This window comes from Variovorax sp. 10L421, assembly GCF_056395365.1.
This window is the reverse complement of record NZ_JBFTJJ010000003.1, coordinates 279,803-295,137: the sequence shown is the minus strand read 5'-3', so window position 1 is coordinate 295,137 and position 15,335 is coordinate 279,803. Positions and strand designations below refer to the sequence as shown.

Here is a 15,335-nt window from a genome sequence, read left to right as displayed (position 1 = left end):
TCAATGGGCTGCGGCTGCGGCCGCCTTGATGGCGGCGCGCTCTTCGGTGGTTTGCGCCACTTTATCGCGAACATAGAGCGGCCAGGCCTGTGCCGCCGGCACGGTGCGCCCGGCCGCGAGCAGCGCGGGGGCGAGCCGCAGCATCGCGGTGGCGCTCGGCAGCGCGTCGTGGCGGGCGGCGGCCGGGGCCAGGCGCGGGCCGTAGGCGGCGAAGGCGTTGCCGGCGAGCGCCCAGCCGGCGGGCACTTCAAGTGCCTCGGGCGACAGCAGCAGGGGCTCGTCGTTTCCGCCAAGCGGGCCGTCGGCCTCGAAGTCGTAGCGCGCGGCGTAAAGCTGGTCCATGCGCGCATCGAGCACGGCGACCACCTGCTTCGCGCCGAAGGCGTGGCGCGCTTCTTCGGCCACGGCGAGCAGCGTGTCGACCGGCAGCAGCGGCACGTTGGCGCCGAAGGCCAGCCCCTGCGCCACGGAGCAGGCGGTGCGCAGGCCGGTGAAAGAGCCGGGGCCCCGGCCGAAGACGATGGCATCGAGTTCGCCCAGCGCGAGCCCGGCTTCGCCCAGCAGTTGCTGGATCAGCGGCAGCAGGGTGGTCGATGCTTGCGCGCCGCCCACGCCGTTGTGGGCGTGCAGCGTGTCGCCGTGCAGCACGGCCACCGACAGGTGCTCGGTGCTGGTGTCGAAGGCGAGCAGCTTGGGCAAGGCGAGGGGCATCCGCCGATTATCGAGGGGCGGCCAATTCCCGGGCTCACGCGCCGTTATCGCTGCGCAGAATCGCCAGCCCCGCCTTGCGCAGCGGCGCCAGCGCCCGGGCCGGCACGTCCGGCGACACCAGCAGGCTGGTGGCCGAGGCCACCGGGTTGACCACCCACGCCGAAGCCGCCCCGATCTTTTCGGACGAGGCCAGCACCACCGTCTCGGCCGCCGACGCCATCAGCGCGCGCTTGATCTCGGCCTCTTCCAGGTCGCCCGTGGTCAGCCCCGCCTCGGCGTGCACGCCGGTGACACCCATGAAGTACGTGTCGGCATGGATGCGCGCAATGGCCGCCATTGCCGCCGAGCCGACCGCCACCACCGAATGCTTGAAGAGGCGCCCGCCGATCAGCACCACCTCGATGCCGGCATGCGCCACCAGCTCGACGGCCACCGACGGGCTGTGCGTGACCACGGTGGCCTGCAGGCTCGCCGGCAGGTGGCGCGCGAGCTGCACGGCGGTGGTGCCGCCGTCGATGAACACCACCTGCCCCGGCTTCACGAGGCGCGCGGCCGCGCGGCCGATGGCCACCTTTTCGTCGGGCGCGAGCTGCTGGCGCCGCGCGAAGTCGGCTTCGGCCGCCGCGACCGGCAACGCACCGCCGTGCACGCGCTGCAGCAAACCTTCGGCCGCCAGCTCGCGCAGGTCGCGGCGGATGGTGTCTTCCGACAGGCCGAGTTCGTCGCTGAGCGCCTTCGCGACGACGTTGCCGTCGCGCTTCAGGACCCAAAGGATGTGTTGCTTGCGCTGGCTGGTGAGCATTGCCCGATGGTACCGGCGTGGCCGATGGACTGCACGTTTTTCATTGTTTTTGCACGAATATGCACGTATGCTCGCAGCCATGACCATCCAAGACCGCGTCCGGGTGCACGAAGTCACCCTCCTTTCCGACAACTGGTACACGCTGCGCACCACCGCCTTCGACTGGCGCCGCAACGACGGCCAGTGGCAGCGGATGCACCGCGAGACCTACGACCGCGGCAACGGCGCCACGCTGCTGCCCTACAACCTCGCGCAGCGCAGCGTGCTGCTGACGCGGCAGTTCCGCTACCCGGCCTTCGTCAACGGCCACGACGGCCTGCTGATCGAAGCCGCGGCCGGCCTGCTGGACAACGCCGCGCCCGAGGAGCGCATCCGCGCGGAGGTCGAGGAAGAGCTCGGCTACCGCCTCGGCGCGGTGCAGAAGATCTTCGAGAGCTTCATGAGCCCGGGCTCGGTCACCGAGAAGCTGCACTTCTTCGTCGCGCCGTACGAGTCCTCGATGCGCATCGGCGCAGGCGGCGGGCTGGCGGAAGAGGGCGAGGACATCGAGGTGCTGGAGCTCGGCATCGACGAGGCGCTGGCCATGGTGGCCGACGGCCGCATCGCCGACGCCAAGACGGTCATGCTGCTGTACCACGCGAAGCTGCACCTGTTCCCGCCGGGATAATCGGCGGATGCCTTTTGCCTTCCGCCGCGCCGCCCTCGCACTGACCCTCGCAACGCTGGCCTCGGCCGGCGCATCCGCCCAGCAGGCCCTCCCGACCCAGGTCGACGCCGCCCTCGCCCGCGCCAAGGTGCCGCGCGAATCCGTGACCATGCTGGTGGCCGAAGCCGACGGCACACGCCCGCCGCGGCTGGCCTGGCGCACGCAGGCGCCGGTGAATCCGGCGTCGATCATGAAGCTGGTGACCACCTACGCCGCGCTGGACCTGCTCGGCGCGGCCTACAGCTGGACCACGCCGGTCTATGTCGACGGCACGGTGAACAACGGCGTGCTCAACGGCAACCTGTACATCAAGGGCCAGGGCGACCCCAAGCTGGTGCTGGAGCGCGTGTGGCTGCTGCTGCGCCACGTGCAGGGGCTGGGCATCACCACGGTGAGCGGCGACATCGTGATCGACCGCAGCGCGTTCGAGACCACGGTCGAGGGCGACCCGTCGGCCTTCGACGGCGAGCCGCTGCGGCCCTACAACGCCTCGCCCGATGCGCTGCTCGTGAACTTCAAGTCGGTCAACATGAGCTTCGCGCCCGACCGCGCGGGCCAGATCGCGCGCGTGAGCTACGAGCCCCCGCTCGCGAGCGTGGCGATGCCGCCGACCGTGGCGCTCGTGCCCGGCGAATGCGGCGACTGGCGCGCCGCGCTGCGGCCCGACTTCAGCGACGTGAACCGCATCCGCTTCAACGGCGGCTTTCCGGCCGCCTGCGGCGAGAAGAACTGGGCCGTGGCCTACGGCGACCCGCGCACCTACGCCATGCGGGCCATCGGCGGCATGTGGGCCGAGATGGGCGGGCGCGTAGGCGGGCAGATGCGCGAAGGGCGCGCGCCGGCGGGGCTGAAGCCGGCCTTCGAGTTCGAGTCGCCGCCGCTGGCCGAAGTGATCCGCGACATCAACAAGTACAGCAACAACGTGATGGCGCAGCAGCTGTTCCTCACGATCGGGCTCACGCAGAAGAACCGCGGCACCTTCGAGGCTTCGCGCGCGGCGCTGGGCCAGTGGTGGCGCGAGCGCATCGGCACGGGCGAGGCGCAGCCCGTGTTCGAGAACGGCTCGGGCCTGTCGCGCGACGAGCGCATCAGCGCGGCTGCGCTCGGCAAGATGCTGCAGGTGGCATGGCGTTCGCCGGTGATGCCGGAGCTGATGTCCTCGCTGCCCGCCATGGGCGTGGACGGCACGCTGAAGAAGCGCACGCTGCGCTCGGGCGGCTCGGCCCACCTGAAGACGGGCACGCTGCGCGATGCCTCCGGCGTGGCCGGCTACGTGGACGGTGCGAGCGGCCGGCGCTACGTGCTGGTGGCCATCGCCAACGGCGAGAACGCGGGGGCGGCGCGCGCCGCGTTCGACGCACTGGTCGACTGGGCCTCGCAGGACAACTGACGGCAGGTGGCGGGCCTGCGCGACCCTGCCAGGTACTGAAATCTTCTGATGGCAAATGCCGCTTGCGCGCGGCCATGGCACTGCACAGAATCGGACGGCCGTTCTATTCAGTACAAATCCAACGCAGGAGACATGCCTTGACCAAGCCACGCCCCCACTCGTTCGTCCTGATGCGCAAGACAGCCGCCTGGACGGCGCTCGCAAGCGCAACCTTGCTGCTGCTGTCCGCCTGCGGCGGCGGGGATGGTGGCGGAGTAGGCATCGGCGTTGGCTTTCCGCCGCCCGTAGCCGACACCGGCCGGGGCTCGGTGGTCACCAACCCGCCCGAGCAGACGGCCAAGCTGACCGCCGACCAGTTCAAGGCCAACCTCCAGGCCAGCGACCAGGGCAGGTCGGTGCTGCAGGTGGCCGGCGCGCCCAAGTGCGGCATCGACGTGCGCTACCTCGAATACCGCACCATCGGCGCGAAGAACGAGGCGACCAACGCCACCGCCGCGATCATGGTGCCCACGGGCACCGACGTGGGCTGCGGCGGCCAGCGGCCCGTGGTGCTCTATGCCCACGGCACCACCGCCGCCAAGGCCTACAACCTCGCCAAGTGGACCGACAGCACGCAGCCGGCCGCAGGCGAGGGCCTGATGATTGCCGCCATGTTCGCGGCGCAGGGCTACATCGTGGTGGCGCCCAACTACGCGGGCTACGACAAGTCGACGCTGCCCTACCACCCGTACCTCGACGGCGACCAGCAGGGCAAGGACATGGTCGACGCGCTCACGGCCGCGCGCAAGACCTTCTCGGGCATCGACGCGAACGACGCCGGCTCGCTGTTCATCACCGGCTACTCGCAGGGCGGCTATGTCGCGATGGCGGCGCACCGGGAGATGCAGGCGACGGGCAAGACGGTGACGGCCTCGGCACCGCTGTCGGCGCCCTCGGCCATCAGCCTGTTGTCCGACTACACCTACCTGGGCTGGCCGGCGCTGGGCTCCACGCTGTTCGTGCCGCTGCTGTCGACCAGCTGGCAGCAGCAGTTCGGCAACGTCTACAACGCCACCAGCGACATCTACGAAGCGCAGTACGCCACCGGCATCGACACCCTGCTGCCGAGCCTGACGCCCGGCACGCTGTTCTCCAGCGGCAAGCTGCCGCAGCTGGCGCTGTTCCCGGCGAATGCCACGCCGGGGCCGGTGAGCCCCTCGCTGTCGATCTTCTACGGCGCCAACAACCTGATCAAGCAGAGCTTCCTGACGCAAGCGGCCGGCGACATCCTGGCCGCGCCCTGCCCCGGCAACGCACTGCCGGCCACGGCGGCGTCGCTGAGCACGACCTCGCCGCTGGACTGCAAGCCGGCGACGGGTTTCCGCAAGGCGGCCGTCGCCAACGACCTGCGCAACTGGGTGCCGACCCGGCCGATGCTGATGTGCGGCGGCGCCAACGACCCGACGGTGAATTTCCTCAGCACCCGCGCCACCTCGGGCTACTTCCGCGCCAAGGGCGTGCCGGCCGCCGCGCTGGCAGTGGTGGACCTGGAGGATTCGGCCGCGATCGACGCCTACTCGACCGCGCGCGCCGGCTTCGCGCAGGCCAAGGACCTGCTGGCGCAGAACACGCCGGGCAGCGCGTCCGACAAGGCGCAGGCGGTCATGCTCGCGTACCACGGCACGCTGGCGCCGCCGTTCTGCCTGGCATCGGCGCGGGGCTTCTTCCAGGGCGTGCTGGCCGCCGGCGGCTGAGCAAAGGAAGAGCCGGCCCCTTCCAGGAATACCGCGGAACCGGCTTTGCCGGGCCGCAGGTATTGCTCCCTGCAGGGGGTTGGCGCAGCGACACGAAGTGCGCGAAGCCTGGGGGTGAGTTCGAAGCCTTCGCGGAACCGGCTTTGCCGGGCCGCAGGTATTGCCCCCTGCAAAGGGGGTTGGCGGCCACACGAAGTGGGCGAGCCTGGGGGTTAGCCTGGATCAGGCCGCAGATGCGCGCTGCAAGCGATCTCGCACGCCTTCCCACTCGTGCGTGTCGGGCGGCGACTCGACCCAGATCAGCTTGACACCCTGCGCATCGAACTCGCGCAGCACCGCGAACAGCAGCTGGGCGCTCGCCGCCGCGTCGTCGGGCATGCGCCGCAGCAGCACGCGCTGCGAGCGGCTGCGCATCGGGGCTCGCGACCAGACGGCGATGTGCGCGGCGTTGGCGCCCAGCACGTCGAGGCCGGCCTGGATGGCCTTGGCGTCCATCAGGCGCACCTTGGCATTCGGGGCGTAGTGAGCCTCCAGCGTGCCCGAGGCCCGCGGGTCGGGTGTTTCGAGCACTTCGCGGTCGGCGAGCTTCTCGCCGCAAGCCGCCTCGATCTGCGCGCGCGTGATCACGCCCGGCCGCAGCAGCACGGGGGCGCCGCGGCTGCAGTCGACGATGGTCGACTCGATGCCGACCTCGCACGCGCCACCGTCGACAACCAGCAGCGCATCGCCGAACTCGTCGAACACATGCTGCGCCGTGGTCGGGCTGACGCGGCCGAAGCGGTTGGCGCTCGGCCCCGCGAGGCCGGGCACGCCCTGCTCGGCGCAGGCTTCGAGCAGCGCCTGCGCCACGGGATGCGAAGGGCAGCGCAGGCCGATGGTGTCCTGTCCGCCCGCCGCCGCCGCGCCCACGCCGGGCTGGCGCGTGACGATCAACGTGAGCGGGCCGGGCCAGAAGACCTGCACGAGCTTCTGCGCGAAAAGCGGCAGCGGCTGGGCGAAGCGCGACAGCGACTCGGTGCCCTTGATGCCGGCCGCCACGTGGACGATCAACGGGTGGTCGGCGGGCCGCCCCTTGGCCTTGAAGATGCCGGCGACGGCCATGTCGCTGCTCGCGTCTGCGCCCAGCCCGTAGACGGTCTCGGTCGGGAACGCGACCAGCCCGCCCGCGCGCAGCACGCGCGTGGCCTCGGCGATGGCTTCGGGGGAGCGGCCGTCGAGGATCATGCGAGGTCGGCGGTGGTCACCGCCGGCAGGCCCAGCAGCTGCGCGGCCTGCGAGGCCGTGGTGCGCACGGCTTCGAGCGTGGCGCCGGTGAGCGTGAGGTGGCCCATCTTGCGGCCGCGCCGCGGGTCGATCTTTCCGTAGAGGTGCAGATGCACGCCCGGCAGCGCAAGCACTTCGCTCCAGCGCGGCGATACGGGCTTGGCGGCCTTGTCATCGCCCGCGGGGAACCACAGGTCGCCCAGCAGGTTCAGCATGATCGCGGGACTGTGCTGGCGCGGCGCGGCCAGCGGCAGGCCGGCGAGCGTGCGCACCTGCAGCTCGAACTGCGACACGTCACAGGCTTCCATCGTGTAGTGGCCGCTGTTGTGCGGGCGCGGTGCCATCTCGTTGACGACCAGCGAGCCGTCGGCCAGCGCGAAGAACTCGACGCACAGCACGCCGACGTAGTCCAAACCGTTGGCGATGCTCTTGGCCGAATTGACCGCGCCCTGCGCCACCGTCTTCGGCATGTTCTGCGGATGCACCTCGGTGACGGCGAGGATGCCGTCGCGGTGCAGGTTGCGCTGCGGCGGGAAGTGCACGATCTGGCCGTCGCGGCTGCGCGCGAGGATGACCGAGCATTCGAATTCGAGTGGCAGCATCTTCTCGAGCACGCAGGGCACGCAGCCCGTGGCCTGCCAGGCATCGACCAGTTCGGCGCGCGTCTTCACACGCTGCTGGCCCTTGCCGTCGTAGCCCAGCCGCGCGGTCTTCAGGATGCCGGGCAGCAGGCCGTCGTCGACGGCAGCGAGCTGCGCCGCGGTCTCGATGGCCGCGTAAGGCGCGCAGGGCACGCCGCAGCGGGTGAAATGGGCCTTCTCGGCGATGCGGTCCTGCGCGATGGCGATGGCCGAGGCGCCGGGCGACACCGGCCGCGCGACCGCGAGGTGCTCCAGCGAGGGCGCCGGCACGTTCTCGAACTCGGTCGTCACCGCGTCGGCCAGGCCCGCGAGCCGGGCGAGGCCGTCGATGTCGTCGTAGTCGGTGTGGATGTGATGGTGGCTCACGCGGCCGGCGGGGCTGTCGGTGTCGGGGTCGAGCACCGCCGTGAAGTAGCCCATGCGCTGGGCCGCGTGGGCGAACATGCGCCCCAGCTGGCCGCCGCCGAGCACGCCGAGCGTGGCGCCCGGAAGAATGGGCAGGTCACCGTTCTGGCTCACAGGGCACCTCCGCCTTGCGGCGAGAAAGGAGAAACGGGGGGCGTCTCCGCGGCGGGGGCCGGCGGCAGCGTCATGGCCTCGGCGGCGGCGGTCTGCGCCGTGCGGAAGGCATCGAGCTTCGCGCGCAGCGCCGGATCGTTCACCGCCAGCATCGACACCGCGAACAGCGCCGCGTTGGCCGCGCCGGCATTGCCGATGGCGAAGGTGGCCACCGGCACGCCCTTGGGCATCTGCACGATGCTGTAGAGCGAATCGACGCCCTGCAGGTGGCGGCTGGCCACCGGCACGCCGAGTACCGGCACCGTGGTTTTCGAGGCCAGCATGCCTGGCAGGTGCGCCGCGCCGCCCGCGCCCGCGATGATCGCCGTGAGCCCGCGCCCGGCGGCGCTTTCGGCGTATGCGAACAGCGCATCGGGCATCCGGTGGGCCGAGACCACCTTGGCTTCGTGCCCGATTCCGAATTGCTGGAGAATCTCGACCGCGTTGCGCATCGTCTCCCAATCGGAGTTCGAGCCCATCACTACACCGACCTGAATGGTTTCGTTCATGGTTTCAATTTTACGTTTCACCCTCAGTTGGTTCCGATGATCGACATCACTCTCGAAAATTTCCAGGCCGAACTGATCGAAGGCTCCGTCGCCACGCCGGTGCTGCTGGACATCTGGGCCGAATGGTGCGGCCCCTGCAAACAGCTCGGCCCGGTGCTCGAAAAGCTCGAGGTCGAGTACGCCGGCCGCTTCACGCTGGCCAAGCTCGACGCCGACAAGGTGCCGCAGATTTCTTCGCAGCTGTCGGAGATGTTCGGCGTGCGCAGCATCCCGTTCTGCGTGATGTTCAAGGACGGCCAGCCGGTGGACGGCTTCGTCGGCGCCATCCCGGCCGAGAAGATCCGCGAGTTCCTCGACAAGCACGTGCCGGGCGCCGACGAAGCCGAGGCCGCCTCGGAGGAAGCCGCCGCGCAGGAAGCTCTGGCCGAAGGCGACACCGGGGGCGCCCTCGAAAGACTGCAGCACGCCGTGGCCACCGACCCGGCCAACGACGACGCCCGCTTCGACTACATCAAGCTGCTGCTGCAGGAAGGCCGCCACGACGACGCCAAGGTGGCCTTTGCGCCGGTGATCGCCAAGACCACGCTGGTGCGCCGCTTCGATGCACTGCAGCGCTGGATGGACGCTATCGATTTCGCAGCACCACCTGCAGGCACGGCGCCCGCGATGGCTGATTTCGAGGCGAAGATCGCCGCCAACAAGCGCGACTTCGACGCTCGCTTCGGCCGCGCCCGCCTGCTGATGGCCGCGCAGCGCTGGACCGACGCCATGGACGAGCTGCTCGACATCCTGATGCGCGACAAGACCTGGAGCGAAGACCTCGCCCGCAAGACCTACATCGCGATCCTCGATGTGATCGAGCCGCCGAAGGTGAAGGTGGCCGACGGGCAGATTCCGCCGGACGATCCGGTGGTGGCAACCTACCGGCGCCGCCTGAGCAGCGTGGTGCTGAGCTGATGCGAAAGCGGCCTGCGGGCCGCTTTTTTTCATGGCCTCGCCATGAACGCGGCGGCATTGGCGAGCGGGGCCTCGTCGCATACGATCACGCCCGATTCAACTTGTTGCAAATTCGAAAAGGAAAGACCGGCCATGCGTTCCTTCGTCCGCCTCGCCCGCCGCACCGCGCCCCCCGTTCTCGCCGCGACGGCACTGCTGGCCGTCCTGACCGGCTGCGGGAGCGGCATCAGCCTCGACGAGCCGATCGAAGGGCCCGCCTGGCAACTGGTTCAGCTGGGCGACGAGCCCGTCGCGCCCGGCAGCGGCGCGCAGGTGCAGTTCGACCGCAGCAGCGGACGCCTCAGCGGCTCGGGCGGCTGCAATCGCCTTTCGGGCACGTTCACGCGCAGCGGCATCTCCCTGAAGATCGGCCAGCTGGCCTCGACCCGCATGGCCTGCGCCGACCCGGCACGCGGCGCCAACGAGGCGCAGTTCATTTCCGCCCTGCAGAGCACCGCGAGCTACAGCCTTGCGGGCCCCGAACGCCTTGCGCTGCTCAACGCCAGCGGGCGCGCCGTGGCAACGCTGAGCACCAGCGGGCGCTGAAAGAAGAAAAAGCCCGGAATCAGCCCGTCAGGCGCTCCAGCGCCTCGCGGTACTTGGCCGCCGTCTTCTCGATGACCTCGGCCGGCAGGCGCGGCGCCGGGGGCGTCTTGTCCCAGGGCTTGCCGTTGATCTTGGTGGCTTCGAGCCAGTCGCGCACGAACTGCTTGTCGTAGCTCGGCGGGTTGGTGCCGGCGGCCAGCGCGGCCTCGTAGCCCTCGACCGGCCAGTAGCGCGAGCTGTCGGGCGTGAGCACCTCATCCATCAGCACCAGCGTGCCGGCTTCGTCCAGGCCGAACTCGAACTTGGTGTCGGCAATGATCATCCCCTTGGCCAGCGCGATCTGAGCGGCGGTTTCGTAGATCTCGATGCTGGTCTCGCGGATCTGCTGGGCCAGCTTGGGGCCGACGATCTCGACCACGCGCTCGTAGCTGATGTTCTCGTCGTGCTCGCCGGCCGCGGCCTTGGCTGCGGGCGTGAAGATCGGGCGCGGCAGCTTGCTGGCGTTGGTCAGGCCTTCGGGCAGCGGCACGCCGCAGACCGAGCGGCTCTCCTGGTATTCCTTCCAGCCGCTGCCGGCGAGGTAGCCGCGCACCACGGCCTCGACCGGGATCGGCTTCAGCCGCTTGACCAGCATCGAGCGGCCCGTGACCTGCGGCACCTCGTCGGGCGTGACCGCGCTCTCGGGCGCATCACCGGTCAGGTGGTTGGGACACAGCTGGCCGAGCCGGTCGAACCACCACAGCGCCATCTGCGTAAGGATCTCGCCCTTGCCGGGAATGGGCTCGCCCATGATCACGTCGAAGGCGCTGAGCCGGTCGCTCGCGACCATCAGGATGCGGTCTTCGCCGACGGCGTAGTTGTCGCGCACCTTGCCGCGCGCAAGCAGGGGCAGGCTCTGGATGGAGGAGGTGTGGACGGTGGTCATGAGGCAGTTGCGGTGAAAACGGGATAGCGGAATTCGGATTGTGCGCGCAGAAAAAAGCCACCATCGACGGTGGCCCGCAGATCGCGAAAAAAGCCCCCGATCATTCGGGAGGGCCGCCGCGCACGACCGCCCGAAGCGGCCGGCCCGCCCCCGGTAGGGGGTAGGCGAAGCGACACGAAGTGCGCGCAGCCTGGGGGCGAGCTTGGTTAAATGACTTCTTGCGCCAGTTCGCCCTTGGCGTACTTGGCAGCGACGACTTGCAGGCTGTCGCCCTTGATCTTGGCGCCCTGGCCTTCGCAGCCGAACTCGATGTAGCGCTGCTTGCAGATCTGCTTGGCGGCTTCGCGCGCGGGCTTGAGCCACTCGCGGGCGTCGAACTTCTCGGGGTTCTCGGCCAGGAACTTGCGCACCGCGCCGGTCATGGCCAGGCGGATGTCGGTGTCGATGTTGATCTTGCGCACGCCGTACTTGATGGCTTCCTGGATTTCCTCGACCGGCACGCCGTAGGTTTCCTTCATGTTGCCGCCGTGCTTGCGGATGATTTCCAGCAGGTCCTGCGGCACCGACGACGAGCCGTGCATCACCAGGTGGGTGTTGGGCAGGCGGGCGTGGATTTCCTTCACGCGTGAAATCGACAGGATGTCGCCCGTGGGCTTGCGCGTGAACTTGTAAGCGCCGTGGCTGGTGCCGATGGCGATGGCCAGCGCGTCGAGCTGCGTGGCCTTGACGAACTGGGCGGCTTCTTCCGGGTCGGTCAGCAGGGCCGAGTGGTCGAGCACGCCTTCGGCGCCAATGCCGTCTTCTTCACCGGCCAGGCCGGTTTCGAGCGAGCCCAGGCAGCCCAGTTCGCCCTCGACGGTCACGCCGACCTTGTGTGCCAGCTGGACCACCTTGCGGGTCACGTCGACGTTGTAGTCGAACGAGGCCGGCGTCTTGCCATCCTCGTGCAGCGAGCCGTCCATCATGACGGAGGAGAAGCCGAGGTCGATGGCGCCCTGGCAGATGGCCGGGCTCTGGCCGTGGTCCTGGTGCATCACCAGCGGGATGTTCGGGTACTGCTCGATGGCGGCCTGGATCAGGTGCTTGATGAAGGCTTCGCCGGCGTACTTGCGCGCGCCTGCACTGGCTTGAAGGATGACGGGCGCGCCCGTTTCCTTGGCGGCCTCCATCACGGCCTGGACCTGTTCGAGGTTGTTGACGTTGAAGGCCGGAATGCCGTAGCCATTGGCTGCGGCATGGTCGAGCAGTTCGCGCATCGAGACGAGTGCCATGGGGAAATACCTCGCTGGAATTAGGGGAAGAAGAAGGCGGGAAGACGAGAGAAAACTGCCGCAATTCTACCGAGCCCCCTTGTGGGACGGCACTGACGCCGCTTTGGCGCCCGCACCTCAGATCGGCAGCTGCGTGGTCGACAGCACCTGCTTGAGCACCACGAAGGTCCTGATCTGCCGCACGCCCGGCAAGTACAGCAGCTGCTCGGCATGCAGGCGGTTGAAGCTGTCGCTGTCGCGCGTGCGCACGAGCATGAAGTAGTCGAACTCGCCCGTGACCACGTGGCATTCGAGGCAGCCCGGCACCTTCTGCGCGGCCTTCTCGAAGTCGGCGAAGGAATCGGGCGTGGAGCGGTCGAGCACCACGCCGATCATCACGAGCATGCCGAGGTCGAGCGCATCGGGGTCGAGCAGCGCGACGATGCCCTTGATGAGCCCCGCCGCCTTGAGCCGCTCGACGCGGCGCAGGCAGGCGGCGGCGCTGAGGTTGACCTTGGCGGCCAGTGCCACGTTCGACAGCGAGGCGTCGCGCTGCAGGGCGCGAAGGATGGCGCGGTCGGTGCGATCCAGCTCCGGCGGAATACGCAATTTTGTTGTGCTCATTACTTTTTCTACGGAATAAAAACATTCGATCTGGTCATCGTGCATTTTTTTGTCGATTGAATCCAGAAAATTTCGCAAGCACGTTGCGAGCCGTTCTTCCTACGATCGAAGGCCTCAACGCACTGGAGCCTCCGTCATGAACCTCAAGAAGTTTCCCCGCCACGCCCTGACCTTCGGCCCCTCGCCGATCCACCCGCTGAAGCGGCTGAGCGCGCACCTCGGCGGCAAGGTCGACCTGTATGCCAAGCGCGAGGACTGCAACAGCGGCCTGGCCTTCGGCGGCAACAAGACGCGCAAGCTCGAGTACCTGATTCCCGAGGCGCTCGAGGGCGGCTACGACACGCTGGTGTCCATCGGCGGCATCCAGTCGAACCAGACGCGGCAGGTCGCCGCCGTGGCCGCGCACCTCGGGATGAAATGCGTGCTGGTGCAGGAAAATTGGGTCAACTACTCGGATGCGGTCTACGACCGGGTCGGCAACATCGAGATGTCACGCATCCTCGGTGCCGACGTGCGGCTCGATGCGGCGGGCTTCGACATCGGCATCCGCAAGAGCTGGGAAGACGCGATGGAAAGCGTGCGCAAGGCCGGCGGCAAGCCGTTCCCGATTCCCGCGGGCTGCTCGGAACACCCGCGCGGCGGGCTCGGCTTCGTGGCCTTCGCCGAGGAAGTACGCCAGCAGGAAGCCGAGCTGGGCTTCAAGTTCGACTACGTCGTGGTCTGCTCGGTCACCGGCAGCACGCAGGCCGGCATGGTGGTGGGCTTCGCGGCCGACGGCCGCGCCGACCGCGTGATCGGCATCGACGCCTCGGCCAAGCCGCAGCAGACCTACGACCAGATCCTTCGCATTGCGAAGAACACGGCCGAGCTGGTCGAGCTGGGCCGCGACATCACCGAAAAGGACGTAGTGCTCGACCGCCGCTTCGGCGGCCCCGAGTACGGGCTGCCGAATGACGGCACGCTGGAGGCCATCCGCCTGTGCGCGCGCTTCGAAGGCATGCTGACCGACCCCGTGTACGAGGGCAAGTCGATGCACGGGATGATCGAGAAGGTGCGGCTGGGCGAATTCCCGGCAGGCTCGAAGGTGCTGTACGCGCACCTGGGCGGCGTGCCGGCCCTGAACGCCTACAGCTTCCTCTTCAGAAACGGTTGAGCGCCAGGAACACCGCGGAACCGGCTTTGCCGGGCCGCAGGTGTTGCCCCCGGCGAGGGCGCGAAGCCTGGGGGAGTGCCTAGCTCGCCCTGCAGATCTTGAGCATGTTGGTGCCGCCTGGGGCACCCATGGGTTCGCCGCAGGTGATCGCGTAGACGTCGCCGCTCTGCACGATGCCGCGCTTCTTCAGATGGGCCTCGGCCTGTTCGAGCGCGGTGTCGCGGTCGGTCTGCGAGTCCATCAGCAGCGGGCGCACGTTGCGGTACAGCGCCAGCTTGCGCTGCGTGGCCAGCCGCGAGGTCAGCGCGTACATGGGAATGTGCGCGCGGTGGCGGCTCATCCACAGCAGCGTGGCGCCCGATTCGGTCAGCGCCACGATGGCCTTGGCACCCAGGTGGTGGGCCGTGAACAGCGCACCCATGGCGATCGACTGGTCGATGCGGCTGTAGGTCTTGCCGCTGAAGTCGGCGTCGAGCGTCTTGTCCTCGGCCCCTTCGGCGGCTTCGCAGATGCGGCTCATCTCCTGCACGGTTTCGAGCGGATAGCGCCCCGAGGCGGTCTCGGCCGAGAGCATCACGGCGTCGGTGCCGTCGAGCACGGCGTTGGCCACGTCGCTGACCTCTGCGCGCGTGGGCACGGGGTTGGTGATCATCGACTCCATCATCTGGGTCGCGGTGATCACCACCTTGTCCATGTCGCGCGCCATGCGGATCATCTTCTTCTGCAGCGCCGGCACGGCGGCATTGCCGACTTCCACCGCGAGGTCGCCGCGCGCGACCATGATGCCGTCGCTGGCGCGCAGGATTTCCTCCAGCTTCGGAATGGCCTCGGCGCGCTCGATCTTGGCGATCATGCCGGGCTTGTGGCCGAACTCGGCCGCCGCCACGTTGCACAGCTGGCGCGCCATCTCCATGTCGGTGGCGTTCTTCGGGAAGCTCACGGCCACGTAGTCGGCCTGGAAGCTCATCGCTGTCTTGATGTCCTCCATGTCCTTGGCCGTGAGCGCGGGGGCGGTGAGGCCGCCGCCCTGCTTGTTGATGCCCTTGTTGTTCGACAGCTCGCCGCCCAGCTTGACGGTGGTGTGCACGGCCTCGCCCTTGACGGCGTCCACCGTGAGCACGATCAGGCCGTCGTTCAGCAGCAGCCTGTCGCCTGGCTTCACGTCGCGCGGCAGGTCCTTGTAGTCGAGGCCCACGGCATCGGCGTCGCCGGGCTCGGTGCGCGAGGCGTCGAGCACGAACTTGGCGCCCGGCTCCAGCCAGACCTTGCCCTGCGCGAACTTGCCGACGCGGATCTTGGGACCTTGCAGGTCGGCCATGATGGCCACTTCGCGGCCCGTCTTGCGGGCGGCTTCGCGCACCATGGCGGCGCGGTCGATGTGGTCCTGCGCCGTGCCGTGGCTGAAGTTCAGCCGCACCACGCTGACCTTGGCCAGGATCATCTTTTCCAGCAGTTCCGGCGTGTTGGACGCCGGACCGAGCGTGGCAACGATCTTGGTGGCGTGGCGGGGGATGCGGTCCGTGCTCAT

General features: G+C 68.9%; 15 protein-coding genes. 6 read left to right on the top strand and 9 right to left on the bottom strand.

The window, feature by feature from the left end; all coding sequences use genetic code 11:
• Both tsaB and AC1DFC_RS07660 read right to left on the bottom strand, forming a co-directional pair.
• Entirely contained in the window at window positions 1-711 is a 711-nt protein-coding gene (tsaB, locus tag AC1DFC_RS07665; RefSeq protein WP_009124728.1) for a tRNA (adenosine(37)-N6)-threonylcarbamoyltransferase complex dimerization subunit type 1 TsaB, read from the bottom strand.
• A gap of 34 nt (window positions 712-745) precedes the next feature.
• Window positions 746-1,513 carry a DeoR/GlpR family DNA-binding transcription regulator gene (locus AC1DFC_RS07660; RefSeq protein ID WP_413314032.1) on the bottom strand — a complete coding sequence of 256 codons (768 nt, stop codon included), beginning with the start codon at window positions 1,511-1,513 and terminating at the stop codon, window positions 746-748.
• A 79-nt stretch (window positions 1,514-1,592) separates the two neighbouring features.
• Here AC1DFC_RS07660 and AC1DFC_RS07655 point away from each other — a divergent pair, with 79 nt between their 5' ends.
• From AC1DFC_RS07655 to AC1DFC_RS07645, 3 genes are all read left to right on the top strand, one after another.
• Window positions 1,593-2,180, top strand: a complete 588-nt coding sequence (locus AC1DFC_RS07655; RefSeq protein WP_009124720.1) for an NUDIX hydrolase — start codon at window positions 1,593-1,595, stop codon at window positions 2,178-2,180.
• A gap of 7 nt (window positions 2,181-2,187) precedes the next feature.
• A complete protein-coding gene (gene dacB / locus AC1DFC_RS07650) occupies window positions 2,188-3,609 on the top strand; it encodes a D-alanyl-D-alanine carboxypeptidase/D-alanyl-D-alanine endopeptidase (RefSeq protein ID WP_478178915.1) in 1,422 nt (473 codons plus the stop codon).
• Window positions 3,610-3,779: 170 nt separating this feature from the next.
• Window positions 3,780-5,342: an alpha/beta hydrolase family protein gene (locus AC1DFC_RS07645; protein WP_042672909.1), complete on the top strand. Its 1,563-nt coding sequence runs from the start codon at window positions 3,780-3,782 to the stop codon at window positions 5,340-5,342.
• 222 nt (window positions 5,343-5,564) lie between these two features.
• Here AC1DFC_RS07645 and AC1DFC_RS07640 read toward each other — a convergent pair whose 3' ends face one another.
• Genes AC1DFC_RS07640 through purE form a run of 3 tightly spaced genes read right to left on the bottom strand, consistent with a single transcriptional unit; the run spans window position 5,565 to window position 8,313 of the window.
• Entirely contained in the window at window positions 5,565-6,566 is a 1,002-nt protein-coding gene (locus tag AC1DFC_RS07640) for an L-threonylcarbamoyladenylate synthase (protein ID WP_007829042.1), read from the bottom strand.
• Window positions 6,563-7,765, bottom strand: coding sequence for a 5-(carboxyamino)imidazole ribonucleotide synthase (locus AC1DFC_RS07635; protein ID WP_007829044.1), 1,203 nt, complete (start codon window positions 7,763-7,765; stop codon window positions 6,563-6,565). The genes AC1DFC_RS07640 and AC1DFC_RS07635 overlap by 4 nt, the downstream gene beginning before the upstream one ends.
• Window positions 7,762-8,313: a 5-(carboxyamino)imidazole ribonucleotide mutase gene (gene purE, locus AC1DFC_RS07630; RefSeq protein ID WP_007829046.1), complete on the bottom strand. Its 552-nt coding sequence runs from the start codon at window positions 8,311-8,313 to the stop codon at window positions 7,762-7,764. The genes AC1DFC_RS07635 and purE overlap by 4 nt, the downstream gene beginning before the upstream one ends.
• A gap of 36 nt (window positions 8,314-8,349) precedes the next feature.
• On the opposite strand from purE, the gene AC1DFC_RS07625 reads away from it, so the two are divergent.
• Both AC1DFC_RS07625 and AC1DFC_RS07620 read left to right on the top strand, forming a co-directional pair.
• Window positions 8,350-9,270 carry a tetratricopeptide repeat protein gene (locus AC1DFC_RS07625; RefSeq protein WP_007829048.1) on the top strand — a complete coding sequence of 307 codons (921 nt, stop codon included), beginning with the start codon at window positions 8,350-8,352 and terminating at the stop codon, window positions 9,268-9,270.
• Window positions 9,271-9,402: 132 nt separating this feature from the next.
• The gene (locus AC1DFC_RS07620) at window positions 9,403-9,855 is read left to right on the top strand and encodes an META domain-containing protein (protein ID WP_007829050.1); all 453 of its coding nucleotides are present in this window, start codon (window positions 9,403-9,405) and stop codon (window positions 9,853-9,855) included.
• Window positions 9,856-9,874: 19 nt separating this feature from the next.
• Here the strand turns inward: AC1DFC_RS07620 and AC1DFC_RS07615 are convergent, their stop codons facing one another.
• From AC1DFC_RS07615 to AC1DFC_RS07605, 3 genes are all read right to left on the bottom strand, one after another.
• Entirely contained in the window at window positions 9,875-10,780 is a 906-nt protein-coding gene (locus AC1DFC_RS07615; RefSeq protein WP_007829052.1) for a phosphoribosylaminoimidazolesuccinocarboxamide synthase, read from the bottom strand.
• 206 nt (window positions 10,781-10,986) lie between these two features.
• Window positions 10,987-12,051: a class II fructose-bisphosphate aldolase gene (gene fba / locus AC1DFC_RS07610; protein WP_007829054.1), complete on the bottom strand. Its 1,065-nt coding sequence runs from the start codon at window positions 12,049-12,051 to the stop codon at window positions 10,987-10,989.
• Window positions 12,052-12,168: 117 nt separating this feature from the next.
• Window positions 12,169-12,654 (bottom strand): Lrp/AsnC family transcriptional regulator, encoded by a 486-nt coding sequence (locus AC1DFC_RS07605; protein ID WP_042672759.1) that lies wholly within the window; start codon window positions 12,652-12,654, stop codon window positions 12,169-12,171.
• Between the two features lie 136 nt (window positions 12,655-12,790).
• Here AC1DFC_RS07605 and AC1DFC_RS07600 point away from each other — a divergent pair, with 136 nt between their 5' ends.
• A complete protein-coding gene (locus tag AC1DFC_RS07600) occupies window positions 12,791-13,807 on the top strand; it encodes a 1-aminocyclopropane-1-carboxylate deaminase (protein ID WP_007829058.1) in 1,017 nt (338 codons plus the stop codon).
• 79 nt (window positions 13,808-13,886) lie between these two features.
• On the opposite strand, the gene pyk is transcribed toward AC1DFC_RS07600, so the two are convergent.
• Window positions 13,887-15,335 (bottom strand): pyruvate kinase, encoded by a 1,449-nt coding sequence (pyk, locus tag AC1DFC_RS07595; RefSeq protein WP_007829060.1) that lies wholly within the window; start codon window positions 15,333-15,335, stop codon window positions 13,887-13,889.